This window comes from Bacteroides faecis MAJ27 (assembly GCF_900106755.1).
Lineage (GTDB): Bacteria > Bacteroidota > Bacteroidia > Bacteroidales > Bacteroidaceae > Bacteroides > Bacteroides faecis.
Genome location: NZ_FNNN01000038.1, coordinates 1 through 24,511, shown reverse-complemented (window position 1 = coordinate 24,511; position 24,511 = coordinate 1). Strand labels below are relative to the sequence as shown.

Annotated in this window: 23 protein-coding genes and 1 tRNA gene; 10 read left to right on the top strand and 14 right to left on the bottom strand. The window is 46.7% G+C overall.

Annotated elements, in window-relative coordinates:
* Positions 1-19: 19 nt before the first annotated feature.
* Both BLW31_RS21960 and BLW31_RS21955 read right to left on the bottom strand, forming a co-directional pair.
* Entirely contained in the window at positions 20-2,662 is a 2,643-nt protein-coding gene (locus BLW31_RS21960) for a cellulase family glycosylhydrolase (RefSeq protein WP_010537325.1), read from the bottom strand.
* Positions 2,663-2,777: 115 nt separating this feature from the next.
* Positions 2,778-6,305 carry a two-component regulator propeller domain-containing protein gene (locus BLW31_RS21955; protein WP_010537326.1) on the bottom strand — a complete coding sequence of 1,176 codons (3,528 nt, stop codon included), beginning with the start codon at positions 6,303-6,305 and terminating at the stop codon, positions 2,778-2,780.
* A gap of 150 nt (positions 6,306-6,455) precedes the next feature.
* Here BLW31_RS21955 and BLW31_RS21950 point away from each other — a divergent pair, with 150 nt between their 5' ends.
* The 4 genes from BLW31_RS21950 to BLW31_RS21935 all read left to right on the top strand — a co-directional run bounded on the left by BLW31_RS21950 (position 6,456) and on the right by BLW31_RS21935 (position 9,524).
* Positions 6,456-7,007 (top strand): DUF4738 domain-containing protein, encoded by a 552-nt coding sequence (locus BLW31_RS21950; RefSeq protein ID WP_010537327.1) that lies wholly within the window; start codon positions 6,456-6,458, stop codon positions 7,005-7,007.
* A gap of 135 nt (positions 7,008-7,142) precedes the next feature.
* Positions 7,143-8,321: a heparin lyase I family protein gene (locus BLW31_RS21945; protein WP_010537328.1), complete on the top strand. Its 1,179-nt coding sequence runs from the start codon at positions 7,143-7,145 to the stop codon at positions 8,319-8,321.
* Between the two features lie 220 nt (positions 8,322-8,541).
* On the top strand, positions 8,542-8,985 hold the full coding sequence (locus BLW31_RS21940) for a PepSY-like domain-containing protein (protein ID WP_010537329.1): 444 nt from the start codon (positions 8,542-8,544) through the stop codon (positions 8,983-8,985).
* A 38-nt stretch (positions 8,986-9,023) separates the two neighbouring features.
* Positions 9,024-9,524, top strand: a complete 501-nt coding sequence (locus BLW31_RS21935) for a PepSY-like domain-containing protein (RefSeq protein ID WP_010537330.1) — start codon at positions 9,024-9,026, stop codon at positions 9,522-9,524.
* 123 nt (positions 9,525-9,647) lie between these two features.
* Here the strand turns inward: BLW31_RS21935 and BLW31_RS21930 are convergent, their stop codons facing one another.
* From BLW31_RS21930 to BLW31_RS21920, 3 genes are all read right to left on the bottom strand, one after another.
* Entirely contained in the window at positions 9,648-10,856 is a 1,209-nt protein-coding gene (locus BLW31_RS21930; RefSeq protein WP_008760393.1) for an L-serine ammonia-lyase, read from the bottom strand.
* A gap of 17 nt (positions 10,857-10,873) precedes the next feature.
* Complete coding sequence (gene corA / locus BLW31_RS21925) at positions 10,874-11,926, bottom strand: magnesium/cobalt transporter CorA (protein WP_010537331.1); 1,053 nt, start codon at positions 11,924-11,926, stop codon at positions 10,874-10,876.
* Between the two features lie 86 nt (positions 11,927-12,012).
* Positions 12,013-14,514, bottom strand: a complete 2,502-nt coding sequence (locus BLW31_RS21920; RefSeq protein ID WP_010537332.1) for an endonuclease MutS2 — start codon at positions 14,512-14,514, stop codon at positions 12,013-12,015.
* A gap of 132 nt (positions 14,515-14,646) precedes the next feature.
* Here BLW31_RS21920 and BLW31_RS21915 point away from each other — a divergent pair.
* From BLW31_RS21915 to BLW31_RS21885, 6 genes are all read left to right on the top strand, one after another.
* A tRNA-Ser gene (locus BLW31_RS21915) sits at positions 14,647-14,731 on the top strand.
* A gap of 273 nt (positions 14,732-15,004) precedes the next feature.
* Entirely contained in the window at positions 15,005-16,234 is a 1,230-nt protein-coding gene (locus tag BLW31_RS21910; RefSeq protein WP_004294842.1) for a site-specific integrase, read from the top strand.
* 149 nt (positions 16,235-16,383) lie between these two features.
* On the top strand, positions 16,384-16,614 hold the full coding sequence (locus BLW31_RS21905; protein WP_226777273.1) for a hypothetical protein: 231 nt from the start codon (positions 16,384-16,386) through the stop codon (positions 16,612-16,614).
* A 281-nt stretch (positions 16,615-16,895) separates the two neighbouring features.
* Positions 16,896-17,429, top strand: a complete 534-nt coding sequence (locus tag BLW31_RS21895; protein WP_004294841.1) for an antirestriction protein ArdA — start codon at positions 16,896-16,898, stop codon at positions 17,427-17,429.
* Positions 17,430-17,506: 77 nt separating this feature from the next.
* Positions 17,507-17,725 (top strand): DUF3873 family protein, encoded by a 219-nt coding sequence (locus BLW31_RS21890; protein ID WP_004294840.1) that lies wholly within the window; start codon positions 17,507-17,509, stop codon positions 17,723-17,725.
* Positions 17,726-17,736: 11 nt separating this feature from the next.
* A complete protein-coding gene (locus BLW31_RS21885) occupies positions 17,737-18,219 on the top strand; it encodes a DUF7258 domain-containing protein (RefSeq protein WP_004294839.1) in 483 nt (160 codons plus the stop codon).
* Positions 18,220-18,392: 173 nt separating this feature from the next.
* Here the strand turns inward: BLW31_RS21885 and BLW31_RS21880 are convergent, their stop codons facing one another.
* The 9 genes from BLW31_RS21880 to BLW31_RS23895 all read right to left on the bottom strand — a co-directional run.
* Positions 18,393-18,713: a hypothetical protein gene (locus tag BLW31_RS21880; RefSeq protein ID WP_004294838.1), complete on the bottom strand. Its 321-nt coding sequence runs from the start codon at positions 18,711-18,713 to the stop codon at positions 18,393-18,395.
* Between the two features lie 12 nt (positions 18,714-18,725).
* Complete coding sequence (locus tag BLW31_RS21875) at positions 18,726-19,184, bottom strand: DUF3872 domain-containing protein (protein WP_008017164.1); 459 nt, start codon at positions 19,182-19,184, stop codon at positions 18,726-18,728.
* A 13-nt stretch (positions 19,185-19,197) separates the two neighbouring features.
* Positions 19,198-19,779: a conjugal transfer protein TraO gene (locus BLW31_RS21870; protein WP_004294836.1), complete on the bottom strand. Its 582-nt coding sequence runs from the start codon at positions 19,777-19,779 to the stop codon at positions 19,198-19,200.
* 3 nt (positions 19,780-19,782) lie between these two features.
* Positions 19,783-20,718: a conjugative transposon protein TraN gene (gene traN / locus BLW31_RS21865; protein ID WP_004294835.1), complete on the bottom strand. Its 936-nt coding sequence runs from the start codon at positions 20,716-20,718 to the stop codon at positions 19,783-19,785.
* 29 nt (positions 20,719-20,747) lie between these two features.
* Positions 20,748-22,070: a conjugative transposon protein TraM gene (gene traM / locus BLW31_RS21860; protein WP_004294834.1), complete on the bottom strand. Its 1,323-nt coding sequence runs from the start codon at positions 22,068-22,070 to the stop codon at positions 20,748-20,750.
* Entirely contained in the window at positions 22,048-22,335 is a 288-nt protein-coding gene (locus tag BLW31_RS21855; RefSeq protein WP_004294833.1) for a TraL conjugative transposon family protein, read from the bottom strand. The genes traM and BLW31_RS21855 overlap by 23 nt, the downstream gene beginning before the upstream one ends.
* Positions 22,336-22,339: 4 nt before the next feature.
* Positions 22,340-22,963, bottom strand: coding sequence for a conjugative transposon protein TraK (traK, locus tag BLW31_RS21850; protein ID WP_004294832.1), 624 nt, complete (start codon positions 22,961-22,963; stop codon positions 22,340-22,342).
* Between the two features lie 23 nt (positions 22,964-22,986).
* Positions 22,987-23,982, bottom strand: coding sequence for a conjugative transposon protein TraJ (gene traJ, locus BLW31_RS21845; RefSeq protein WP_004294831.1), 996 nt, complete (start codon positions 23,980-23,982; stop codon positions 22,987-22,989).
* 19 nt (positions 23,983-24,001) lie between these two features.
* The coding region (locus BLW31_RS23895) for a hypothetical protein (RefSeq protein ID WP_501037358.1) at positions 24,002-24,511 on the bottom strand (510 nt) is incomplete at its 5' end.

Below are 24,511 nucleotides of genomic sequence, written 5' to 3'. Positions count from 1 at the left end.
GAAATATCGGTTAATAGTATCATTCCAGCCAGATCTCTCCAAGCTCGATCTCTGTTACCGGTCTGGCATTGCCCGGCATTGATATTTCCAGCTTTTCTATTTTCTCCGCCTGGAAGGGTATTTCCGTTTCCGGCTGGAAGTACTGTTTCAGGAAGACGGGATAAGCTACCGGAAGCAATGCCGTGTCTGTCTGACGCAACCGGTTCAAAGGGATTCGTATGATTCCTTCCGGTGAGGGAGAAGGACAAGGGCTTTTGTACGTGTATCCGTCCGATGTAACGAAACCGGCACTGATTCCTTCCGGAAGAGCCTTCGCCCGGTTAACCCGGATACAGAGGACGGTACAATCTTTTATTTTGCCTTTTCTTCCGTCTATCTTATCTTTGACAAATGTGCGAAGGAAGTATTGCGGATTCTCTCCTTTCGATGTAAAGGTGAACCGGAGCAATGGTTTTTCTGTCGGAGATGAATCGGTTAAACTCCGGTGAAGCTCGTTCCATTCGGGGAGTGTATAGGCTTCTATCCGGCTATGGGTATCTGTTACAGTCAGTAACTGTATCGCACTACCTGGGGCGACTACACGGGTAGTCCAGTATTGGCTGAGGGTGTAGTCCCAGTCCAGCGGATTTCCGTTTGTACCGGAAGAACTTCCTGTAGCGGAACTCCCTGCAGGATAAGTACGGGTACTGTCGCCCCGGCAGACGATGATGTTATACCTGAAATAACCTTCTTTTATCTCTTCGGCGGGTATCGTTGCCTGATATGTATAGCCGTTTGTGCGCTGCATCTTGACGGACGGATTGTGGTCGTTCCAGAAAGAGATCTTGTCGGTGTAAATGATGACGGAGTCGGGAAATTCCGGACCTGTTATCTGTGCTGTGATCTTCAATGGTTTGTTGGCTTCCACAGTGGTGGCAGGTGTATGCATAACCCGGTAACTCGTTGCCCGTGGTGCGGGAGCCGCGTATTCGCCCAGTCTGATCGTATTCCATTGCGAATCGGCTGTCCAGTTTTGCTTCGGCACACAATGCTTGCGTTGCAGCAGGTAAACGCCCGGACGGAGGGAGTGAATCACTCCGTCTTTCACTTCCTCTTTTCTGCTGTTCTCTCTGTGGGCGGAGGAAGCAAGTGTTGAATTGGCCGGCGATTGAATGGCGGAAAGGGTGAATGCATTTCCCAGGTTCGGAAGTTGCAAGGCCATGTCCCAGGCACCGTAAGCGATGGTCACTACTTCTTTCTCCAGCGAAGGTTTGGCGAACGGATCATTGACGATGATTGCATCAGGCATCACTTCCAGTCTCCATACTCCGTCTTCCAGACGGTCTATGAAATAAGCGCCTGTACCTTCGTAGCGCACAACAGGAGAACTTCCACACCCTGCGATGGATACCAGTTGTGAGGCATCTTTGGGTTGCGTACGGGTGGTATTGGAGTAATAGAATTTGTTTCCGTTGTTCAGTTCGCTGAGGTCTTCTGTATAGCTTACCCGGAAACCTTCACCGAACAACGTATCTTGTGGATAACTTCCGTAAGATGCGCCTCTCTTCAGGCTTTGTGCTGCCTCGGAAGCTATTTTCATGCTGATTGCCTTGTGCGGGGTATAGGCGAGATTCAGAAAATGTGTCTGATATTCGGTATTCGCGTAGGCAATGTCCATTGGGTCATACGCGAACTGGGTAATCCATTGAAAGCCGGCTGTGCGGAAAGTGCGGACCATAGCCGGATACATATAAGAGTACATGATATCCGCCGGATCAAATTCGTAAATCATTCGGGCTTTCTTATCGAAGCCTTTTACTTTATCGGCAAATGAAATATCGTAGCGGTCTACATAGGGAAGGAAGTTCCCTTGTTGTGTTTGTCCGGATACTAGACCGATGGGATACCATTGGTAAGTCGTTCCTTTGATATCGGTGTCATAGTATGCCTCTACTGTCCATTCGTTATGGCTTACATTGTAGAATACAGGCTTCCGGTTGCCGGCTTTGCGTATGGCTTTCAGCATTCGGTTGATGTAGGCTTTTACTTCTTCCTTTGTGCCGGAATGGCAAGGTTCGTTATTTATTTCAAATCCTACAATAGACGGGTCGTCCTTGTAAGCCAGTCCGGTGTAGGGATTGGTGTGTCTCACCAAACTATAGAGATATCTTTCTTGTGCGGCAATAGCTTCCGGTTCGGAGTGCATGCTGCATTTGTCGTACTTATAAGAAAAGCCGCCTGTCGGCTCGTTCCGTTCGGGATATCCGTTCCCGAAGTTTGTTTGTGCGGTAATCACGATATGGATATTCCGTTCTTTCAGTTTGGCAATCAGGTAGTCCATCAGGTCCAGATGATCGTTTTCTGAAAGATTTCCTTCTCCGTCTGTCAGTTCCACATCCCATAAGTGAATACGATAGGCATTGAATCCCAGTCGGGAAAGATGGTACACATCTTTATCTATAGCTGCCTTACGGTCTACTCCCAAGTATCCGAGAGCACGGTAAGCATGAGCGAAAGGGGTAGTATAATTTGCACCGAAGAAGGAAGCTTCCCGATGAGTGTCGCTCCAACGCATCACTCCGTTTCCATCTATATATATAGTAGGTATGGAAGTCGTTTTCCCTTGTGTGCCGACAAAGGTGAATAACAGGCAAATGCAGGTAAGAATAAACTGTCTTTTCATGCTATCAAATTTACTGGTTTGTTGATAGCGGCAAAGATAGATTATCTGTCATTTTAATAAAAGCACAGATTGGACATATAAGGATAAAAATAGGACGAAATGCCCTGAAATGCCCCTACAACTCATCATTCAGGTATTGGCGCGGCGTTTTTCCGAACTCAGCCTGAAAACATTTGGAGAAATAAGAGTGATTGGAAAAGCCTACCATATACATCACTTCGGCAACGGTGAATTTCTTTTGTTGCAGTAACATGGCAGCCTTCTTCATTCGGATAGATTTGATATATTCCACCGGAGACATTCCGGTCAGTTGTTTGATCTTCCGGTAAATCTGCTTGTTGCTGATTCCCGACAGTTCGCAAAGTGCATTTACGTTCAGGTCTGCATCGGAGAGGTGATCTTCGATCAGACGGATGATGTTCGAAAGGAATTTCTCATCCTGTGACTCGGCTTCGATCGGTTTAAGTACGGGAAGAGACTCTAACTGCTTTTTAGACTGTGCGGCCGGTATTTCATCCTCTTCTACTGCGGCGACCGGAATACTCAGTCCGATGGAAGTTCCCTTTCCTTTTTCGGAAGTGACTCCGTTGATAGAGCCACCATGCAGTTCTGTGTAAGTCTTTACCAGGTAAAGCCCGATACCGGTACCTTCTTTGCTGCCGCTATGAGGTGACTGGAAGAAACGTTGGAAGATATAAGGAATATCCTGTTGCGGGATACCTGCTCCTGTGTCGGATACGCAAATTTCCAGCAGACCGCTTTCTTGCCGATAGAAAAGGGATAAACGGATATTTCCACCCTCGGAGGTAAACTTGACGGCATTCGACAATAGATTATCCAGTATCACTCCTAGTTTGATCGCATCCATATCGGCATAAATCTTTGCTTTGTTTGCTTCGAAATGGAAAGTGAACCGTTTGTCTTCTTCATATACAGAGAATAGACTGCGGCTGAACGATACCAGTTCGATGCGCGACAGGATAAGCAATGAATCTTTATTGTCTTCAATCCGGTTGAAGTTGAGTACCTGATGAATCAGCGAGTTTATTTTCATGGCGTTGCGCTGAACCTCTTCCAGTGTTTGCTTCTCATGCGCTTCCTCTGTAGCCGGAAGTAATTGGCTGATGGGAGCAATAATCCTGCTGAGAGGCGTCTTTAATTCATTGGACAGGTTGGTGAAGAAGGCCATTTTCTGGCGGGACTGCTCCAGAATCTTCTCTTTTTCCCTGCGTTCTGCTTTCAGGCGGTTTTTTACCCGGAAGAAGTTGATTGTCCATGCAATCAGGCTAAGCAGCAGTAAAACATAGATGGCTTTTGCCCATATTGTATAGTACCACGGCGGAAGAATCCGGATATTCAGAATATAAGGCTGGTCGGACGGCTGACCGTCTTTTCCCAGTTTGCTGATAATAAGCTGATAATTTCCGTAGCTCAGATTACTGTATGTAATGCGGTTGATATTGGATTTCAGGAAGTTCCATTCTTTGTCCATTCCTTCCAGACGATAAACGAACTTGTTTTTCTCATCCAGTGAATAAGGAAGATCGGATAATTCGAATGACAGGTTATTCTGATTATATTTTAATTCGATCGAGTTGGTATATCGGATATTGGGCACGTCCTCTCTGGTGCGTGGTGATACCAGTTGATTGTTAATGTATAAGGCAGTCAACAGGATCGGGCGTTCCGATTGGTGTATGGTTTGTATATCGGGGTGTGAGATACCGAAGCCGTCAGCTCCTCCCAGATAAATGCAATTCTCTTTCGGATCGAATAGCAGGCTTGTGAAGCGCTTGTCTGTCATATTCTGCAGCCGGGCATCCATTGTTTTCCGGTCGATTATCCAAAGTCCGTTGGTAGTGGACACCCAGATGTGATTCTTTACGGAAGTCATGGACAGAATCTCGTTGTTGCTGAAACTTCCGAAAGAGATACTTTGCTGGCTCTCGTCTTTGGGATTGATACGCATGACACCGCCATGGAACCCTACCCAGAGCATGCCGTCCTCATCACATAACAGGTAGTTGGGGCTTTTCTCTCCGTTTAATTCGTCAGCAAATAATTTCGTCACTTCCCGTGTGCGGGGATTAATTTTGTCTATCCCTTTATTATTGTAGAGCAACACCCATACATTGCCTTCATTATCGGGAATAATCTGGTTGATAAACATGCCGGACAGTCCGTTGTGGACGGAGTAATTCTGTTCGGCTACATATTGTCCGGAGGCAGACTGCATCAGCCTGTGCTTGTCTACTACAAAGATTCCTCCCAGACAGGTTGAAATCCACAGATGTCCGGCATTGTCTTCGAACATATAATAAGTCCAGTTGGTGTTATATGTTCCTGTACTGTCTACAATGTTATAGTGCACGAATTGGCGGGTTGCATAATCGTAACGGTTGATGCTTCCGTCGGTAGCTATCCATAGCTGCTGTTCCTTATCTTCATAAATATGCCGGATACGGTTGTGTGATAACGGATAAGTCTTGTCACCCATTCTGTACCAGATAGCGTTATGCTTGTCTCCGGCAGGATCGGTGAAGCGGATTAATCCGTTGGTACCTCCAAACCAGTAGAAACCTTTTGAGTCGCGGAACAGGGAGTAGAACTGATTTCCGTCTCCCGTACCTGTAATTTGTGAGATCGGAATAAATTGCAGGGCGCTGTTGTAGCGTGAAAGGGAAATGCCGTAGTCGGTACCCAGCCAGATGTTATGTTCCTGATCGGCAAAGATATTCCAGATGATGTTATTCGTCAACGACTGGATATTGCGGGAATCGTGAATGATGTGCTGTAGAGGAGTGACATCATTGTGATAGACGTACAGGCCGTTGTCCGTACCTGCCAGCAGATCTCCATTTCCATCCAGAGCCAGTGATTTGATCGAGTTGTTATGGAAGGCTTCTGTCTGCTTCATCTGTCCGGTTGATGGAAAATACTGGAAAAGGTAACCTTCCGTACCTATCCAGATACATTGGCGGCCCGTATCTTCCAGCAAGGAATTGACGAACAGGTTGCTTTGGCTGCTATTGACGGGAAGGGGAATCTTTTCGAATTTCCCGTTTGAGGCAATATAGCGGCACAGCCCGTTGTAGGTTCCCACATAAATCTGATTGTCTCCGGTGCGGATAATGGAGTAGATGGTATTATGGGGTAGTCCGTTGCGCTTTGTGTCGAGAGGACTTAGCTTCCGGTTTTGCAGCTGATAGGTGTATAAGCCATTTAATGCGCCTATCCACAGGGTGTCTCCTTGAAGTGCCATTGTGCGTACATCTGTCGGAAAGTCTGTTGCCGGTTGTTCGTAGCGGTCAGTCCGGTAATTGTAGATTAGGATTCCGTTGTCCGTACCCATATATAAATAGGTGTTATCTATAATGACACCGCAATAGATACGGGTGTTATTGATTTCTCCGTAAGTGAAATGCTGCTGTGTGGAATAACCGTCATAACTGAATAATCCCTTGTTGGAACCTATCCATATCAGTCCTTCGCTGTCTTGAAGGAAACAACTGACCACTGATGCTTCAGCACCGAGATAAATATTGTCGAATTGCTGGTAATTTACTTTTTGTCCATAGGCGGTGCTGCTTTGAATGCAACATGCACAAAGGAGAAAAAGAATGACTATGATTCGTTGATACATGATGTCAGGTTTGCAAGGCATTAAATCTCTAATTGTTGTGTTAATATTAGCACTCTTGATTGCAAATGTAGGAAAAATGTCGGTTACACTTGTAAATCTCCCCGTCTTTTTGTTCCTTTGCTCTATATTTATTAAACAGAATAGTTCGGAATGAAAAAGCTAATTTATCTGCTTTTGTTACCATTGGCTCTGACAGTAGTTGCCTGTGGCGGTAAGAACGGAAGTTCAAATAAAGAATCAGTGTTGGCAACGCAAGACAGTGTAGACGCTCATGGATTGCAGCGTATGCAAAGTTCGAAAGCTGAAACTGATATTAAATTTAAGGGGAAAGATTATCACTCGCTGGTTTCGCGTACTCCCGACGAGAGTCTGCCTCACGTCTCCAATGAAATGGGGGATACCTATGTAGACAATAAGATAGTGTTGCGTATCACCCGTGGAGGCGAGAACGTACTTAATAAAACATTTACTAAGAATGATTTTTCATCCGTAGTCGATGCGAACTTCCTTTCAAAGTCCGTACTCGAAGGAATTGTATATGATAAGACCACGCCGGAAGGAATCGTTTACGCGGCCAGTGTCTGCTATCCGCAGACAGACTTGTATGTCCCGCTCTCCATTACAGTTTCAGCCGATGGAAAAATGAGCATCAAGAAAGTGGATATGCTTGAAGAGGATTATCCGGAAGAAACGGCTGATTAAGCCTGTAGATAGGAGTATAAGACATTTCTGACAGAAGAATTGCACAAATGTGAAAGCATTTGAGACAAACGAAAGGCAGCCGTAAGGGTTGCCTTTTGTATTTTTGCACCGTCGATAAACTTAATACCGGATAGAATGAAGAAAAACATTTTGGTTATTTATATGATGGCGGCAGGCTGCGTAATGTTGACTGCTCAAACTAAAAATACGCAAACACTGGTGCCACTCACCGAACGGGTCAACGTACAGGCTGATTCTGCACGTGCCAATCAGATTATTGATGGTTGTTGGGTAGCTGTCGGAACGAATAAACCTCATGCCATTCAACGTGATTATACTCACTTGTTTGATGGAAAACCTTCCTACCGTTTTGAGTTGAAGACCGAAGACAACACACTGGAAGGGTATGCGAAAGGCGAAACGAAGGGACGTGCCGAATTTTCATACTGCTATGCAACTTCTGACGATTTCAAGGGATTGCCGGCTGATGTTTATCAGAAAGCGCAGATTACAAAAACAGTTTATCACCACGGAAAGGGGGCTTGTCCGCAAGGAAGTTCCCGTGACTATGAGTTTTCGGTTTATATTCCTTCTTCTCTGGACAGTAATGTATCTACCATCTTTGCCCAATGGCATGGAATGCCTGACCGTACCTTGGTTCAAACTCCCCAGGGGGAAGTGAAGAAACTGACTATTGATGAATTTGTAGAATTGGAAAAAACGACTTTCTTCAAGAAGAATGCAGGACACGAAAAAGTAGCCAAACTGGATAAACAGGGTAATCCGGTAAAAGATAAAAATGGAAATCCTGTATATAAAGCAGGAAAGCCCAACGGATGGTTGGTAGAACAAGGAGGATATCCGCCATTGGCATTCGGATTTTCAGGAGGCATGTTTTATATCAAAGCGAACTCCGACCGTAAATGGCTGACAGACAAAGATGACCGTTGCAATGCAAACCCGGGGAAGACCCCCGTTATGAAACCTGTAACTTCTGAGTATAAGGCATCAACCATTGCCTATAAATTGCCTTTTGCCGATTTTCCGAAAGATTGCTGGATTACTTTCCGTGTTCATATCGACTGGACGGTATATGGTAAAGAAGCTGAAACGATTGTGAAGCCGGGCATGCTGGATGTACAGATGGATTATCAGGAGAAGGGGATGAAAGTGAGCAAACACATTGTGGATAATGAGAAGATTTTGATTGGACGTAACGACGAAGATGGCTATTACTTTAAGTTCGGAATTTACCGTGTAGGTGATAGTACCGTTCCCGTATGTTATAATCTGGCAGGATATTCAGAAAGATAAATAGGTAAATAGTTAAGGTTATAAGTTAAGGTGAAGAGAGCAATCCGGATGTTTCCATGTGGGCATCCGGATTTTTTTGTGGAGCAGATTCCGGGCTGAAAGTTAAAGAACACAAAAAAGAATGTGATCTTTGATTATTCCCAAATCTTTCCTAAATCTGTATCGTTATTTGCAGTATAAAACTTATTAGATATAGTATTAACGATAAAGAATAACGATTATGAAGAAAATTTTATCTTTGCTTGTGATGGCTATTGTAGCTATACAGTTCTCATTTGCCGGCGATGTGATTACAAAAGACATGAATCAACTGCCGCTTCCGGCACGCAACTTTATCAACCGTCATTTTACCAAACCTCAGGTGGCTCATATCAAGATTGATAAAGATATGATGGAGTCTACAAAATATGAAGTGTTATTGATGGACGGTACGGAAATAGATTTTGATAGTAAAGGTAACTGGGAGGAAGTAAGCACAAAGAAAGGACAGGCTGTTCCGGCAAGCGTCGTTCCTTCATTCGCTGCCAGCTATCTGAAGGAGCATAACTTCACAGAACCTGTGACGAAAGTGGAGCGCGACCGGAAAGGGTATGAGGTGGAACTAAGTACCGGTGTTTCTTTCAAATTTGATAAGAAAGGAAAATTCCTGAAAGCGGATGATTAAGTGAATGTATGATATAACCTAAATCCTAAGAATTAATTATGTTAAAGTTTAAGTTTGGCGCATGGGCAGTCGTTTTTATGTTGGCTGTCCTTTCTTTCAGCGCATGCGATGACAATGATGATGAAACGTACAATCCGCCTGCCAACATTATTGAGGCATTGAAGCAACTATATCCGAATGCCCAGAATGTGGAGTGGGAGATGAAAGGGAATTATTATGTAGCTGACTGCTGGGTGACTGGTGACGAGCTGGATGTTTGGTTCGATGCGAATGCCAACTGGGTAATGACGGAAAACGAACTGGATAGTATCGATCAGTTAGTACCTGCTGTATATACCGGCTTTCGTAATTCCAATTACAGTTCGTGGGTAGTGACAGATGTGTTTGTACTGACGTATCCGCAGCATTCGACTGAGTCTGTGATTCAGGTGAAACAGGGAAATTTGAAATTTGCATTGTACTTCTCACAGGAAGGTGGATTGTTGCATGAAAGGGATATCACTGACGGTGACGATACGAATTGGCCGCCTATGGGATGAAATGAATCTGTATCGTATTGATTATCAGTATGAAATTATAGTGACGGTATCATCTCGGGATAGCGTCACTATGACAAGAGGATAGTGACGCCATCCCATGAGGATAGCGTCACTATAATACGTTTACATTTGCTGATAATCTTTGGCCAGTCCTCCTTCGCTCGTTTCTTTATAAAGTGATGGCAGATCGTGTCCGGTTTGTTTCATTACCTGTACCACTTTGTCAAAGGAAACACGGTGCATGCCGTCTGTAAAAGCTGAATAAAGATTGGCATCCAGTGCACGGGCGGCTGCATAAGCATTCCGTTCGATACAAGGGATTTGAACGAGACCGCATACAGGGTCACAAGTCATTCCCAAATGATGTTCCAGTCCCATTTCCGCGGCATATTCAATTTGTGCCGGACTTCCTCCGAATAATTGATTGGCTGCTGCCGATGCCATTGCGCAGGCTACGCCTACTTCTCCCTGGCAACCTACTTCCGCACCGGAGATGGATGCATTGAATTTGACAATGTTCCCAATTAACCCCGCTGTAGCCAAGGCACGCAGAATGCGCATATCACTGAAGTCACGGCTTTTTTGCAGATGATAAAGCACTGCCGGCATTACACCGCAGGAGCCGCAGGTAGGAGCGGTTACTATCTTGCCACCGGAAGCATTTTCCTCACTGACTGCCAATGCGTACGAGAAGACGAGTCCCCTGGATTGTAAGGATTGTTTGTATCCGGTAGCACGTATATAATAGGTAGAAGCTTTTCTGCGCAAGTTCAGCGGTCCGGGTAATACACCTTCCGCTTCCAGTCCGCGGTGGATGGCATCTTTCATCGTATCCCATACCTCCGCCAGATAGTCCCATATATCTTCATTCTCGCATTCCTTGACATATTCCCAATAGCTTTTTCCGGTACGTTCACACCATTGCAGAATTTCGGTCATATTGTTCATGCCATATACTTCCGGGCTTTCTATGGTCGGGTTGTCATTGTTCTCTGCCAAAGCTCCGCCGCCGATACTGTAAACTGTCCAGTTTTCCAATATCTTGTTGTTTGCATCTAAAGCGGCAAATGTCATTCCGTTCGGATGGAAAGGAAGGAAAACTTTGGGTTGCCATACAATTTCTACCGGAGCGGCAGGTTGTAAGGTATCTATGATGGCCACATCCGTCATGTGTCCTTTGCCTGTGGCTGCCAAACTTCCGTAGAGGGTTACTTTGAAAGAAGCGGCATCCGGATGACGTTCAACAAACATTTCCGCTGCTTTACGGGGCCCCATTGTATGACTGCTGGAAGGACCTGTGCCAATTCTGTATAACTCTTTAATAGATTTCATGGTTGGGTGTGCTTTAATTAATACCATTTCTTTTTTCTGAAGTACAAATATACAATAATACCGATAATCGCCATGATAATCCAGGCAAATAAATATCCGTATCGCCAGTCCAGTTCAGGCATCCATTTGTAGTTCATTCCCCATACACCGACCAGAAACGTAAGCGGGATAAAAATGGTGGATACAATGGTTAGCCGTTTCATGATATCGTTCATTCGTAAGTCATTGTTTGAGATATACAGATCGACTAATGAAGATAATGTTTCCCGGCAGATCTCGATCGTTTGTAATACAAACTGTAAATGGTCGTTTACGTCATTGTAGAATGCACGGTTCACTTTATGTATAAGGAGATTTTCTGCCCGCAGCAATTTTACATATTGTTCTTTAAGCGGAAGAATGGCTTTTTTCATCAGCATATATTGGCGGCGCAAGCCCTGAATCTGGATGCCTATGTCGTTTTCGTTTGTGATCATAAGTAGTTCTTCTTCCAGGTCTTCGAGTGCGTCATCGATGGAAGATATGGTTGAGATGTAGTTTGCCATTATACTGTTCAGCAGTACACTGAGCAGATAATCCGTCTGGCGGCTACGGATTTTCAGCACATCATTTCTCAGGGCGGAGTTGATTTCATCAAAGAAATCGGTTTCCTTTTCGAGAAAAGTGAGTACGTAATTGTTTCCCAGGATGATACAGACTTGCTGTTGGAGCAATCCGTCGAGGTCATCATCCTCTTTATGCTCATTGGGATGGAATATTTTCAGGATCAGGACAATATATTTGTCATGTTCTTCTATTTTGGTGGGATGGTCGGCATTTAATATATCTTGTAAAACGAGGAAGTCTATCTCAAAATGGCTGCAAATTTCGCGGATGGTTTCCGTGTCTTTCAGTCCATGTACCTGCAACCAGTTGATTCGTTCGTTATCCAGCGTTTCTTTGACGCTTTGAAAACTGACACCGGAGTTTTCCTGTATCTCGGTTGCATTGTATGTACAGAGATGTAGGTGGGTAGGGGTCAGACTGTCCCCGGTATAAATAAGCTTTTCGCTTAACAGATTATTTTTCATGCTTTATTCTCGTTTTAGAAAACCACTGTAACAAAGGTAGTGGTTTTCTAAAAGAGAACAAGTTCTTCGATCGTTTTGTTTACAGATTAGTCAAAATCGACTACCGTAATTCCGGCACCTCCGAACTGGACATGTTCATCTGCATAATGCCTGACACCTGGTACGGTGGACAGGTATTGGCGGATGAGTGTACGGAGTATTCCGGTTCCTGTTCCGTGAAGGATGCGTACACGGTCCATGCCGACCAGGATAGCATCGTCTACGAAATAAGTGATGGCTTGAAGCGCTTCGTCACCACGCATTCCCCGCACATCGATGTCTTGTTTAAAGTTGAGTTTCTTTTCGTACATCTGATCGTGTGTCTGGCTGCTGACAAACGTGCTTTTGGCAATACTTTCCGTTTTCGGGGCAGCATTACTTCGTTCCAGACGTTCCAGTTTCACTGTGGTTTTAATGCTTCCGAAAGCAACGGTTGCATTTTTACCACTGATTTCCATTATTTGTCCGACACTTGTCTGTCCCTTGATTTTTACATTCTCACCGACAGTGAGAGGCATGACTTTAGGAACGGCGGGTGTCTGTGATGCAGTAGCTTTCGGTTCGTTTTTCCTGTTCTTCTTCCGCTCTTGTTTCTCTTTCAGCTTCTCCATTTTGCGGGCAATCTTCTCTTCCTGTTCTTTGGAAGTCATCGTTTCCAGTGAAGTGCGGAAATCGTTTAGTTCCTGACGTACCTGACGGGTCTTTTCTTTTTCTGCCTGAGCTTCTTTAATGGTACGAATTGTATTTTCAATACGGGCATTCGATTCCTGTAACATTCGTTCTGCTTCTTCTTTTGCCTGCTTGATAATCTCTTTCCGTGACTTCTGTAGTTCATCCATTTCTGCCTGGTAACGTGCAATGGTATCTTCCATGTGTTTTTCCCTCTGGCGGATGGTTTGTCGTTTTCCTTCCCAGTAGCGTTTGTCACGTACAATATCCTGAAGGTATTTGTCGGCATTGATGTACTCGCTTCCTACAATATCCGAAGCATCTGCGATAACATCTTCCGGCAATCCTATTTTTCGGGCAATCTCTACGGCAAATGAACTGCCCGGATTTCCGATCTGTAGTTGGAAAAGTGCCTGCATCAAATGACGGTCGTAAAGCATAGCGCCGTTGACCACTCCTTCATGATCTTCTGCGAAATGTTTCAGATTTTGATAGTGAGTCGTTATCACTCCGAACGTTCCTTTCTGATTGAAGCGTTTCAATACGGCTTCAGCGATAGCACCTCCAATTTGCGGTTCTGTACCTCCTCCGAACTCGTCAATCAGGATGAGGCTGCGTTCGTTGCAGTTCTTCATCATGATTTTCATGTTGGTCAGATGGGAAGAATAAGTACTCAGGTCGTCTTCAATGGACTGCTCGTCACCGATGTCGATAAAGATGCTGCTGAACATACCGGCATGGCTACGTTCGTGCAAAGGTATCAGCATACCGCATTGCAGCATATATTGTAGCAATCCGACAGTTTTCAGGCAGACTGATTTACCTCCGGCATTCGGACCGGAAATAATAAGGATGCGTTGCTTCTGGTTAAGTTCTATATCCAAGGGGACTACCTTCTTTCCATGTTTGGCTAATGAGAGTTGCAGCAATGGATGTACGGCCATTGTCCAATCCAATAGTTGTTCTTTTTCTACTGCCGGTTTCAGGCTGTTGGTCTGTATGGCAAAATAGCTTTTTGCGCGGATAAAGTCGATCTCTGCCAGAAACTCATACGACTGGAGGATATCCGGAATAGATGGGCGCAGGATATTGGAAAACTCTGTAAGGATACGAATGATTTCCCGACGTTCGTCACCTTCGAGTTCGCGAATACGGTTGTTGGCCTCTACGACCTCTGCCGGTTCGATGAATACGGTCTTCCCACTTGCCGATTCATCGTGTACGATTCCTTTTATTTTTCGTTTAAGTCCCGGAGCGACAGGAATTACCAGACGTCCGTCACGCATAGTCGGAGCTACGTCTTTGTCTACATAGCCTTCAGATTGTGCATTGCGCAGGATACTGTTTAGTGAACGTGAGATACTTCCCATTGTACTGGACAGCTCCCGACGGATACGTGCCAACTCGCTGGAAGCATTATCTTTAATTTTTCCGTATTTATTGAGAATACTGTCTATCTTACCGATCAATTGGGGGAATACGGCAATGTCTCCCGCCAGTCGTTTCAGGCTGGGATAGGGGACATTGTTTTCTTCCTCTTCTTCATTCCGGTGAAGGAAGCGTACAATATCACGAATGGTTTCTAATGAACGGCGTAGGTCAAATAGTTCTTGTTCGTCCAAATACATACCTTCTATCCGCACTCGTTTCAATGACGGACGGACATCGAAGAAAAACTGATCCGGAAACCCGTCTTCTTCCTGAATGATACGCACAAACTCGGTTACCTGATTCAATCTCTCTTCCACTTCTTCGTATTGTTCGGAAAAGCTCATGTCTGAAACCCGCTCTTCGCCTAAAGTGCTGAGACACTTATCTTTCAGTAACTGTCTTATTTGGTCGAATCCTATCTTTTGCTCAAAATTTTGAGGATATATCATATCTTTATACTTATTATATGCTGCAAAAATACGATTATTTCGCGAAAAAAATGTCAGATTGTTTGCAGATTTAAAAATGATTCGTACCTTTGCACCGCTTTCAACGGAAAGCACTTCTGATAAAGGAGTTTTGGAGAGGTGGCAGAGTGGTCGATTGCGGCGGTCTTGAAAACCGTTGTACTGCGAGGTACCCGGGGTTCGAATCCCTGTCTCTCCGCTGAACTTACTGGACAGAAATGGACAGTAAATGGACAAAAAGCTACAAATCAATGATTTGTGGCTTTTTTTATTGCCCGAAAGTCCTGCTTCCAAGACTTCAAAAGTACGGTAAAAGACAAAGTTTCGTTACTAAATCGTTACCTATTCCCCACCGGACAAAAACGGTAACGATTTGTCCATAAATGACCTGATAATGACTTGATTAGTCCATAGTCTGCATAACTCAAAAACGAGAGGTAAAAAGTAATTTTGCAACTAAAAAAAGTGAGTTATGAAATCGACATTCAAGGTTCTTTTTTATTTGAAGAAAGGTTCTGAAAAGAAAAACGGCGAGGTAATGATTATGGCACGTATCACCATTGACGGCAAACAGTGCCAGTTCAGTACGAAACAGAGCATCCAGCCCGATAACTGGAGCATTGCCGCAGGCAAAGCCAAAGGCAGGGATGCCGGAAGAATAAACGCCCTGCTGGATGACATACGTTCTTCCCTGAACACCATTTACCACGAAATGCAGCGGCGTGACAACTACGTGACCGCCGAGAAAGTGAAGAACGAGTTCTTGGGACACAGCGAGAGCCACGAAACAATCCTTTCATTGTTCCAAAAGCACAATGACGATGTGAAGCAGCTTGTGGGCATATCCAAGACGATAGCGACCTACCGCAAGTATGAAGTGACCCGCCGCCACCTTGCCGAGTTCATCCGCAGCAAGTACAACGTATCGGACATATCCATTAAGGAAATTACTCCAATGTTCATTACCGATTTTGAGTTGTATTTGCGTACCGCCTGCAAGTGCGGTTACAACACCACCGCCAAGTTCATGCAGTTCTTCAAGCGCATCATCATCATTGCCCGCAACAACGGCATACTGGTGGGCGACCCGTTCGCCAGCTACAAAATTCGGCTGGAAAAAGTGGATAGGGGCTACTTGACGGAGGACGAGATAAAAATTATCCTTAAAAAGAAAATGGTTTCCGAACGGCTGGAACACGTCAGGGACTTGTTCGTCTTTTCCTGTTTCTGCGGTTTGGCTTACAGCGATGTTGCCAACTTGCGGCAGGAGAATATCCAAAAGTCCTTTGACGGCAACCTTTGGATAATCACCAAGCGGGTAAAGACCAACACGGACGTGAATGTTCCCCTGCTGGATATTCCTAAGATGATTTTGAAGAAGTACAAGGGCAAGTTGCCGGACGGCAAGATACTTCCCGTAATCAGCAATCAGAAGCTAAACGCCTACTTGAAAGAGATTGCCGATATTTGCGGTATTAAAAAGAACCTGACATTCCACCTTGCGAGGCACACGTTCGCCACGACCACCACGTTGTCAAAGGGTGTACCCATTGAAACGGTGTCCAAGATGCTGGGACACACAAATATAGAAACCACGCAAATTTACGCCCGCATCACCAACAGCAAGATAGGCAGCGATATGCAGGGGCTTGACAAGAAGTTTGTCGGCATCGAGAAAATTTACAAGGAAGTCGCCATGTGAGTTTTTAGTTACCTATATACTGTTGGTAACAGAATAGGTAACGATTTTAGTAACGAAATTCCATTTAACAAACTATATTCCAATAAATTACATTCTTTTACCTTGCGGGCAGTCCACCGACTACCCGCATTTTTTATATCTTTTTCCAATTGGCACATTCCCCGAAACGCCAGCCGTGCGTGGCATGGCTGACTGTATTTCGTGAAAAGAGCCGTTGGAAACCCGCACAAGCGTCTTGCAAGCAAACTCACAATACCCTTGCCTTTCCTGCCCGCATGGAGTGTTCCCTAAAAGACGAAAGAGAACAGGCACTTTTCCCCTGTTTCCCTATCTGTAAATCTTCCTCTTACGCAGTCCCCCAGCTGGGACGGTCGTTTTAATCATTTCAATAGGCAAAGGTAGTTACGTGTTCTTCACGATTTTGCAAGGTCGAGCCGTTCCGGTTTGGCGAAAAATCTTCCCTGCCTTGCGAGGTATTTTTTGCCCAAAACCTTGCAAACTCTAAACACTACCCTTTTACGCCTATGTGAAACGAAAACGACCGACCCGACCGGAAGACGCATAAAAAAAAAGTCGGATTTACGGGAAACAGGAAAAAAGTTCAGTGAAACTTCAACTCCCTCACCTCTCAAATCCGCATAAACTTAAAAAAATTACAATCATGGAAGCAACGACATTATCAGAAGCAAGGGTTTATGTAGGCACTTACGCCAAGTATAACAACGGTTCATTGTACGGCGCATGGCTCGACCTTTCGGACTATTCAGACAAGGAAGAATTTTACGAAGCCTGCCGGGAACTGCACGAGGACGAAGAAGATGCGGAATATATGTTTCAAGACTGGGAGAACGTGCCGGAGGGCTTAATCGGTGAAAGCTGGATTTCTGAAAACTTCTTCGCCTTGCGTGATGCGGTGGAAGATTTGAACGACACCGAACAGGAAGCCTTTTTCGTGTGGTGCAACTATAAAAGCCATGATTTGAGCGAAGAAGATGCAGACGACTTGATAAAAGCCTTTCAAGACGAGTATATAGGACAATATGACGATGAAGAAGATTTTGCCACGCAAATAGTCGCCGAGTGCTACGAACTTCCCGACTTCGCCGAAACATACTTTGATTACCAAAGGTTTGCCCGTGACCTGTTTATGTGCGATTACTGGTTTGATGACGGCTTTGTGTTCCGTGCGGCATAACAACCAATCCGGGCGGGGTGTCAAAGCCCTGCCCGCTAAAAACAACCAAGTTTATAACCATAAAAAAATAAGACATCATGCAGTCACTTAACAAAAACGGGGTAAGTATCACCCAAACACTGGGAGAGGAAAAGTTTGTCAAATGCCGTTTGAGCGCATTTAAGGGACAAACATTTTATCAGTACGATTACCGCCATACCGGTATGGAACTTTTCAGCACGGTAGCCAAAACGCTGGCAGAGTGCCGCCGCAGGCGTGACGGGTGGATAGCGAAAAAAGAACAGAGTAATAAGTAAATTTTAGGGATATGAAAACGACAGAAGTAAACAAGGAGCTTATCGGCAAGCGTTGCGAGTGTATTTTTACGGGCTTAATGGTAACGGGCGTTATCGAGGACACAGAAGAAAACGAACACACCATAGAGGTAAAAGTTCGTTTCGACCGCCCGCACCAGTGGGACGATGATTTATATAATGATGTATGGGCGTGGGGGCGTAAAATTGACGAGTTCGGCACGTTGCGCCATTTGCAACTGTTGGAGGACAAACCGGACTTTCAGACAATGACGGTAGTTTTCGGTGAGCCAATCAGCCAAATAGACCGCAGTGTTTTTGAAGATGTTGCAACGTGGGGTGTCTGTTCCCTGCAAGGCTGGGTAAACAGCTATGAAAGTGTCCGGTTTGTAGCCATAAACGACCATACGGCGGTCATAACGGGCGAATATAACATGGAACAGGTAAAGGTGTGGTTAGAGAAATACACGTCCATAAAGAGCCTTAAAATCAGTTGATAGAGAACGGCGGCTGTTTGCCGCCGTTACTTTCTTCCGTGAGCCTGCCAGCGGGTGAAGAAAGTAACAAAGAAGCCGCTCGTTTCCCTATCATGGAAACAGCCCGCCGATGCTTCCCGGCGGGCTGTCTGCCCAATATTTACGCTTTGCGTATCATTAAACGAATATCACAGCTACAAATCCTCACAGTGAATAAATTTTACACTAAGTATGCACACGGTTTCTTCTTCCTCGATGTCGTATTTCCAAGTCCGCTTATTGACAAGCATTTCCGTGTCGTTGTCAAACCATTCCATAACGGGCATATCTTCTTCTTCGTCCACCCATTTGAAAACCTGATTGGACGGTATTTTCCACAATTCAGCCCTGTCACGTGCGGAAATGCAGTCCTTATCCACGATAATGATGTCACCTACTGCCGGAACCGTATCTGTTTCCAACGTGGTTTCTATATACCACGAGATACCTTTTATATCCAATTCTATTTTTACCATGTCATTTTATTGTTAGGGGGTTATTGTTTCCGTTTCTTCTTCGCTGTTGTCATTATTAAATGATAGTGTAAGTTGCTGCATCTGTCCGAAGCTGTCGATAATATAAATGTCAATCGTCTGCTGGTCTGTCGATGCCGAGGTGTAGTAGAGCCGGAATGTTTCTTTCTCCAGCGGGTAAAGGTCATTGGGCAGGAACACCGTGCCGTTGTCCATTTCCAGCTTCCCTTTGCCGTCCGGCTGGAAGTACCTTATCCGATAGGTAGTCGGCTGATAGTAACCCTCACGCACCAACTGGCAGCGTATTTCAGCGGTTTCCCCGACTTTTAGTTTCTTGGGTACTGGTAGCGTTTCAATGCTGAACGGGTACGCCTGCTGAATATCCAAACTGTCATTACAGGCGGTGACAAGCACAAGGGCGGCCACGATGTAGCAGCCCATGATGATTTTATACATTACATTCTTCATATACATTATTATATAGCGGTCAGTTGATAATGAATTTTACTCCCAAAGATACCTGCGTGTGGAACTTGCCGATGTCCGAGCCGAACAACGCCCGTTCCCTTGCATTGACAAGCAAGGCTATCCGGTCTGTCAGGTAGGCTTCCAGTTCCAGCGTCAGCGCACCGCCGTAAATAAAGCAGTCCTTATCCAGCAAGGTAGAGCCGTCCGGCAGCAGCTTTTCGCTTCGGTTGCTTGTTTCGTACCCGGCGAGAGCCGACAAGCCCAATGAAAGGAAAAAGGTCTTTCGTCTGTCCGATAGGAATTTCAGGTAATAGCCGCCCTCTGCGGTGAACTGTTCGACTGGTATTCTCATATCCTTGTAGTCATACTTCTTGTGCAGGTATTCCCCACCAATCACCCAGCGGTTGGCGTTCTTGGTGTAAACGCTGTACGCCGCCCCGATGTGGTAGGCAAAATCCGTATTGGCGTTCCAATGCACCCCGTCCGTCATGCCCGCCGTGACCTGCAAGGCTTTCATGCCCGGCAGGTATCTTTGTGCGTGTGCCTGAAACGAGGTCAGGTACAGCGCAAAGAGCATCATTATAAAGATGTGTCTTTTCATTCCCTATTTGATTTTTAGTTCGTCAATCACTTCTGCGTTCACGATGTCGGCGTTTTCCACCCGTATGGTCTGATGCCGCCCGCCGTTCTTCTCGTAGAGTTCCACGACCAGCAGCTTGTCGTCAGGAATAGTAAACTTCGGCAGGGCGTACACCGTGCGCACGGTCGATTTCCCGGCAATCTCTATCACCTCGTTGTAGCTGCGTACCGCATCCAGTACCGTTTCCTGAATAGCCGTGCGTTTGGGCACTTTCTTATCGGTTATCTTAAACCTGATGAAGTCCGTGTCGAAAGGCACGTTGGAACTGTTCTTCGTCTGCGTGTGTACATAGAGCATCCCGTTATAGGTGTAAATCCCCTTGATTAAGAACTGTATTCCGAAACGCTTGCTACCCAAGTGGCGCACTTTCCGGTCATTGTTCTTGTAGATGCTCTGCATTATCAGCTTCACCAGCAGCGGGCTTTCATTGCCCAGTTCCCGGAAATAGATATTCATGCGGGTATGCGAGAAGTCGGACGTATCTTCATTTTCCAAGAAGTCTTTCATTTCAATATTGAGCATTTCCGGCTCACGGGCGTACTTGGCGTTGAATGAAAAGAAACTGCCGTCCTCGCAAATGACGGAGAAGTTCGTTTCGCCCGGAAAGCCCTCTGTCGTGGCTTTCACCCGGATTACGTTCTCCGCACCGTCCGCCTTGCCCGCTATGATGTGGTTGCTTCCCAAATCCACGTAGCGAACGGCGGCGGGGAAGATGATATGCACCGTCTTGGCAAAGGTCACTTCCACGCCGTAGGGCGTAACCATTTGGCGGTACGGGAGTTTCCGGGTAATGCCCCGGTACAAGTCGTTGCCAGCCGCATACTTCACGGTGTCGGTTTCCTGTGCGTTTGCCGCACACACGCCCAGCAAGAGGGCGAACATTACAAAAATCTGTTTCATTGCTAATTGAAATTTTAGTGGTTAAATAATTATTGTTGTTTGGCGTAAAGCATCACCTTGTACCCGGCTTTCAGCTTCACTTTCACGGTTCGGAACTTCTTGGCGAGGTAGCCGGACGTTCCTTGCAGCAAGCCCCTTGTCACGTCCATAGCCACCTGCTGCCCGGCACTTTGGGCAAAGGATATGCTTGTACCCAGCCCGCTTCCGATATTCGCCATAGCTTCGTTGAACGCTTCCTGCTCCATAGAGGACGGTACGGAAAGCCCCTTTTGCCCGTCCGTGTCGAACACGGCGAGTTCCACCGAGATGATGTTGCCAGCGTACTCAATCGAGGACACCAGTATGTCGAGCCGTTCGCCCTGCACCTTTGCCGTCCCCGCCACGAGGGTATTCTTCGGCACAACGATATTTCCCGCCTGCATGGGTTCGAGCAGCCGTAGTTTCACCGCCTGCCCGTCCACCAGCGTTTGGTCTTGGTGGATGCAGGCGGCTACCGTGTTCTTTCCCATAGCGTACCCCGTGCCTACCGCCGTGTTGAAGCCGTAGTTTCGTGGCTGGCTGTAAGCCCGGATGAAGTCGGCATCGCTCATGGGCTGCTGCAATCCCGATACAGTGGTTTCCCTAATAGCCTGTACCGTCACCGCATCCGGCTTGCGTTCAATGCCGCCAGCAACAGGCACTTGTGCCACCTGCCCGTTCTGCCCGCCGTCATTCATGTACCTTGCCGCCAGTTCATAGGACTTTTCCAAGAGAGCCATTTGGTCGTCAGCGGTGGGCGTGGCGTTCTGCTGCTGTTGCAGTCGGTCTGTCAGTTCCGCCACCTGCCGTTTCAAATCCTCTTTTTCTTCGTCCACCGCCGGAATTTCGTAGAACGTGCTTAACTGGCGGTTGATGTCCCGGTAGGCAGCCTGCGAAGAAGCACCGCCGCCCCGTTGGGGCTTCGGATCTTCTTCCGGCATCAGGTCGATTTCCGTCTGCGGTTCTTCTGTTTCATTGTCCCCCGTGAAACCGAAGTCCTGCAAGGATTGTATCTTGTCCTGCTGCTTGCGGTTCATCATCGCCTGCTCGTATGCCTTTTGCTTGTCGGCTATAATCCCGTCCTCTGCGGGCAGGGGTATGTCGGCGTTGAAGCCGCCCACGCTTTCCACATTCACGTCCTCTTTATCAGCAGGTGCGAATATCAGGTACATGCACCCTGCAAAGGCAAGGAACATCAGCGGGAAGACTATCATTTTCCTGCGCTGCTGCACCTGTTGGGGTGTCAGTTCCTTTTTGGGTTTCTTTTCCTTTTCAGGCTTCCCGTCCGCTTGTGGTACGGTCGTGCCGTTCTCATTCTTCTGTACTTCGTCCATATTCCGGTCTGTTTAAGGGGTTGATACTGTCGCTATCATGTAGCGGGTATTGTTTGATGTGTTCTATTTGCAGCCTTTGCCCGTCCCGTTTCCCGATGTTATAGATTGATGAAACGGTGATGTAGATAGACAAGCCGCCGAACAAGAAGAACATCACGAGGATAACCGCCAGCCTTTTGCCCGGCGTAATCCGTCCGCACATCCGGCGCAGGTGGTCGTCCGCCCAGTCCTGCACCTTTCCGATATAGTTTCGTTTCCTTTCCATACGGCTATCTTTTAATGGTTTGCAAATCCTTGTTTTCCGTAATCGTGAACGCTTCGATAATGAAGCCGTGCGGGTTGTTGTCGCTCCTTGTGGCGTTGAGCAGGCGGCACGAGGTCACAAGGCTTCGCACCGTCAGGCTGCTTTCCCGGACAATCAACTGCCGGGCGTAGGTGTTCACCTTGTAGGGGTACTGGTCGAAGTCGCACTTCACGCTGTCAATTTCCACCGTCTGCGTGACGTTTCCCGAAATCACCCGGTTGTAGTAGCCTTTTTCCGCCAAGTCCTTGTAATAGTTGAAAGCGGTCTTGTCGGCAAGGAACAGCGAGCGTTTGATATTACTTTCGATAGCCCCCTTGTCGGGCGATAAGGTGAAAAACAGTTCGTGGAAACGCCGCACGTGCGATTTGGCTTCCACTGGTCTGTTCTGCGCCATATCCTGCGAGAGTGCGAGCATCAGGCTCTTGCCGTTGTCGAGGACATATATCTTCTGCCGCTGCTTCTCGGCGAAGCTGTACGAGTTCCACACGGCGAAGCCCGTCACCAGTGCGCACAGGCAGATGAATACCAGCGCAAAGAGCCGGATTTGCCGGAAACTCGTTTCGATATTGTTCAATGACTTAAATTCCATATCCTTAAAAAATTTGATGTTGTTTATTTGAGTAGTTTTCCCGATACCTTTCCACCGACTGCGCCAACCGCAGCCCCGGCGACCGACCCGGCTTTCGACACGTTGCGGTTATAGGCGGACATACCGCCAGCCGACACAATCCAGCTTGCCACAGTCGGAATGGTGAAGTAGCCCACGATGCCGATAATCATAAAGATTACATACACGGTGCTGCTCCCGTCAGGAATGAAATTCGGGTCTGAAAGTTCCTGAATGTCCTTTTGGAGCATCAGCGTTTGTATGCGAGCCAGCACACTGCTGAACAAGTCAGACACGGGTAACCACAGGTAAATGGAGATATAGCGTGAAATCCACTGGGTCAGCGTGCTTTGGAAACCGTCATAGACGGAAATAGCGAACGCCAGCGGACCCAGTATGCTTAACACGATTAGGAAGAATGTCCGCAGCGTGTCAATAATCAGCCCCGCCGCCTGAAAGAGCATTTCCAGCAATTCCCTGAACCAGTCCCGGACGGACTTCTTGATGTTGTAAGCCGCCCTGTCCATATACATACCCGTCATAGTCACCATGTCGGAGGGCGACCAGCCCAATTCTTCCAGTTGCCTGTCAAATTCCTCGTCCGATGCGAGGTAAGCCGTTTCGGGGCTTCGCATCAGGGCTTCATATTCCAGTCGGTCTTTCTGCGCCCGGTACTCGTTCATGTCGAAAGTCTGCGTTTCCATAAGCTGGTTGCACCCTTTCACCACTGGCGACAATACCGTGTTGATAGTCCCCAACACGAACGTGGGAAAGAACATGATACACAGCCCCAGCGCAAAGGGACGGAGCAGCGGGTACACGTCTATGGGTTCGGCACGTGCGAGCGACTGCCACACTTTGGCGGCTACATAGAACAAAGCTCCCAGCCCGGCTATCCCTTTGGCTACCCCCGTCATGTTGCCGCACAAGGGCATCATTTCATCGTACAGCACCCGCAACACTTGGTGCAGGTTGTCAAAATCCACTGCTGCTAATAACATAGGCGTACCATATTATATGTTACCAATAGCGTTCATCCGCCGAGCCGTAGAGAGCCAACACCCGGTCGGTGTCGTTCTTCTTCTTCGCCCGCAGGTAGGACACGGATATGTTCTTGCGGGTGTAGTAGTTCACAAGGTTGCGATAGTTGAGCAAACTTCGATAAGCGTTGTCGATGATTGCCAGCCGTTCGGCATCCGTCAGCGACATACCCGTGATGTTCACTACATTTTTCAAGTCCTGCAACACGTCCGAGCTTTCCGACATCAGTTTGGCATAGCCGAACGATATTGCGGAAAGTTCGTCAGGCGTGAAATTCGGGTCTGCCAGCATGTTTTGGAAATTGCGCACGTAGATTTCGGAGATTTCCGCCACCAGTTCAATGGACTTCTTCACCTTGACACCGCCCTTAACCACGTCATGCACCGCTTTGAGCGGTAGGCTAAGCATCCAACGCCCTGCCGTATTACTACGGTGGGTTTTCGGAAGCTCGCCCCCAAACCGGACGTACACGTCTCCGCGTATCCGGCT

Excerpts from the sequence above, each read along its gene's own strand:
- BLW31_RS21960 (WP_010537325.1), bottom strand. The coding sequence starts at position 2,662 with ATGAAAAGACAGTTTATTCTTACCTGCATTTGCCTGTTATTCACCTTT.
- BLW31_RS21955 (WP_010537326.1), bottom strand. The coding sequence starts at position 6,305 with ATGTATCAACGAATCATAGTCATTCTTTTTCTCCTTTGTGCATGTTGC.
- BLW31_RS21950 (WP_010537327.1), top strand. The coding sequence starts at position 6,456 with ATGAAAAAGCTAATTTATCTGCTTTTGTTACCATTGGCTCTGACAGTA.
- BLW31_RS21945 (WP_010537328.1), top strand. The coding sequence starts at position 7,143 with ATGAAGAAAAACATTTTGGTTATTTATATGATGGCGGCAGGCTGCGTA.
- BLW31_RS21940 (WP_010537329.1), top strand. The coding sequence starts at position 8,542 with ATGAAGAAAATTTTATCTTTGCTTGTGATGGCTATTGTAGCTATACAG.
- BLW31_RS21935 (WP_010537330.1), top strand. The coding sequence starts at position 9,024 with ATGTTAAAGTTTAAGTTTGGCGCATGGGCAGTCGTTTTTATGTTGGCT.
- BLW31_RS21930 (WP_008760393.1), bottom strand. The coding sequence starts at position 10,856 with ATGAAATCTATTAAAGAGTTATACAGAATTGGCACAGGTCCTTCCAGC.
- corA (WP_010537331.1), bottom strand. The coding sequence starts at position 11,926 with ATGAAAAATAATCTGTTAAGCGAAAAGCTTATTTATACCGGGGACAGT.
- BLW31_RS21920 (WP_010537332.1), bottom strand. The coding sequence starts at position 14,514 with ATGATATATCCTCAAAATTTTGAGCAAAAGATAGGATTCGACCAAATA.
- BLW31_RS21910 (WP_004294842.1), top strand. The coding sequence starts at position 15,005 with ATGAAATCGACATTCAAGGTTCTTTTTTATTTGAAGAAAGGTTCTGAA.
- BLW31_RS21895 (WP_004294841.1), top strand. The coding sequence starts at position 16,896 with ATGGAAGCAACGACATTATCAGAAGCAAGGGTTTATGTAGGCACTTAC.
- BLW31_RS21890 (WP_004294840.1), top strand. The coding sequence starts at position 17,507 with ATGCAGTCACTTAACAAAAACGGGGTAAGTATCACCCAAACACTGGGA.
- BLW31_RS21885 (WP_004294839.1), top strand. The coding sequence starts at position 17,737 with ATGAAAACGACAGAAGTAAACAAGGAGCTTATCGGCAAGCGTTGCGAG.
- BLW31_RS21880 (WP_004294838.1), bottom strand. The coding sequence starts at position 18,713 with ATGGTAAAAATAGAATTGGATATAAAAGGTATCTCGTGGTATATAGAA.
- BLW31_RS21875 (WP_008017164.1), bottom strand. The coding sequence starts at position 19,184 with ATGTATATGAAGAATGTAATGTATAAAATCATCATGGGCTGCTACATC.
- BLW31_RS21870 (WP_004294836.1), bottom strand. The coding sequence starts at position 19,779 with ATGAAAAGACACATCTTTATAATGATGCTCTTTGCGCTGTACCTGACC.
- traN (WP_004294835.1), bottom strand. The coding sequence starts at position 20,718 with ATGAAACAGATTTTTGTAATGTTCGCCCTCTTGCTGGGCGTGTGTGCG.
- traM (WP_004294834.1), bottom strand. The coding sequence starts at position 22,070 with ATGGACGAAGTACAGAAGAATGAGAACGGCACGACCGTACCACAAGCG.
- BLW31_RS21855 (WP_004294833.1), bottom strand. The coding sequence starts at position 22,335 with ATGGAAAGGAAACGAAACTATATCGGAAAGGTGCAGGACTGGGCGGAC.
- traK (WP_004294832.1), bottom strand. The coding sequence starts at position 22,963 with ATGGAATTTAAGTCATTGAACAATATCGAAACGAGTTTCCGGCAAATC.
- traJ (WP_004294831.1), bottom strand. The coding sequence starts at position 23,982 with ATGTTATTAGCAGCAGTGGATTTTGACAACCTGCACCAAGTGTTGCGG.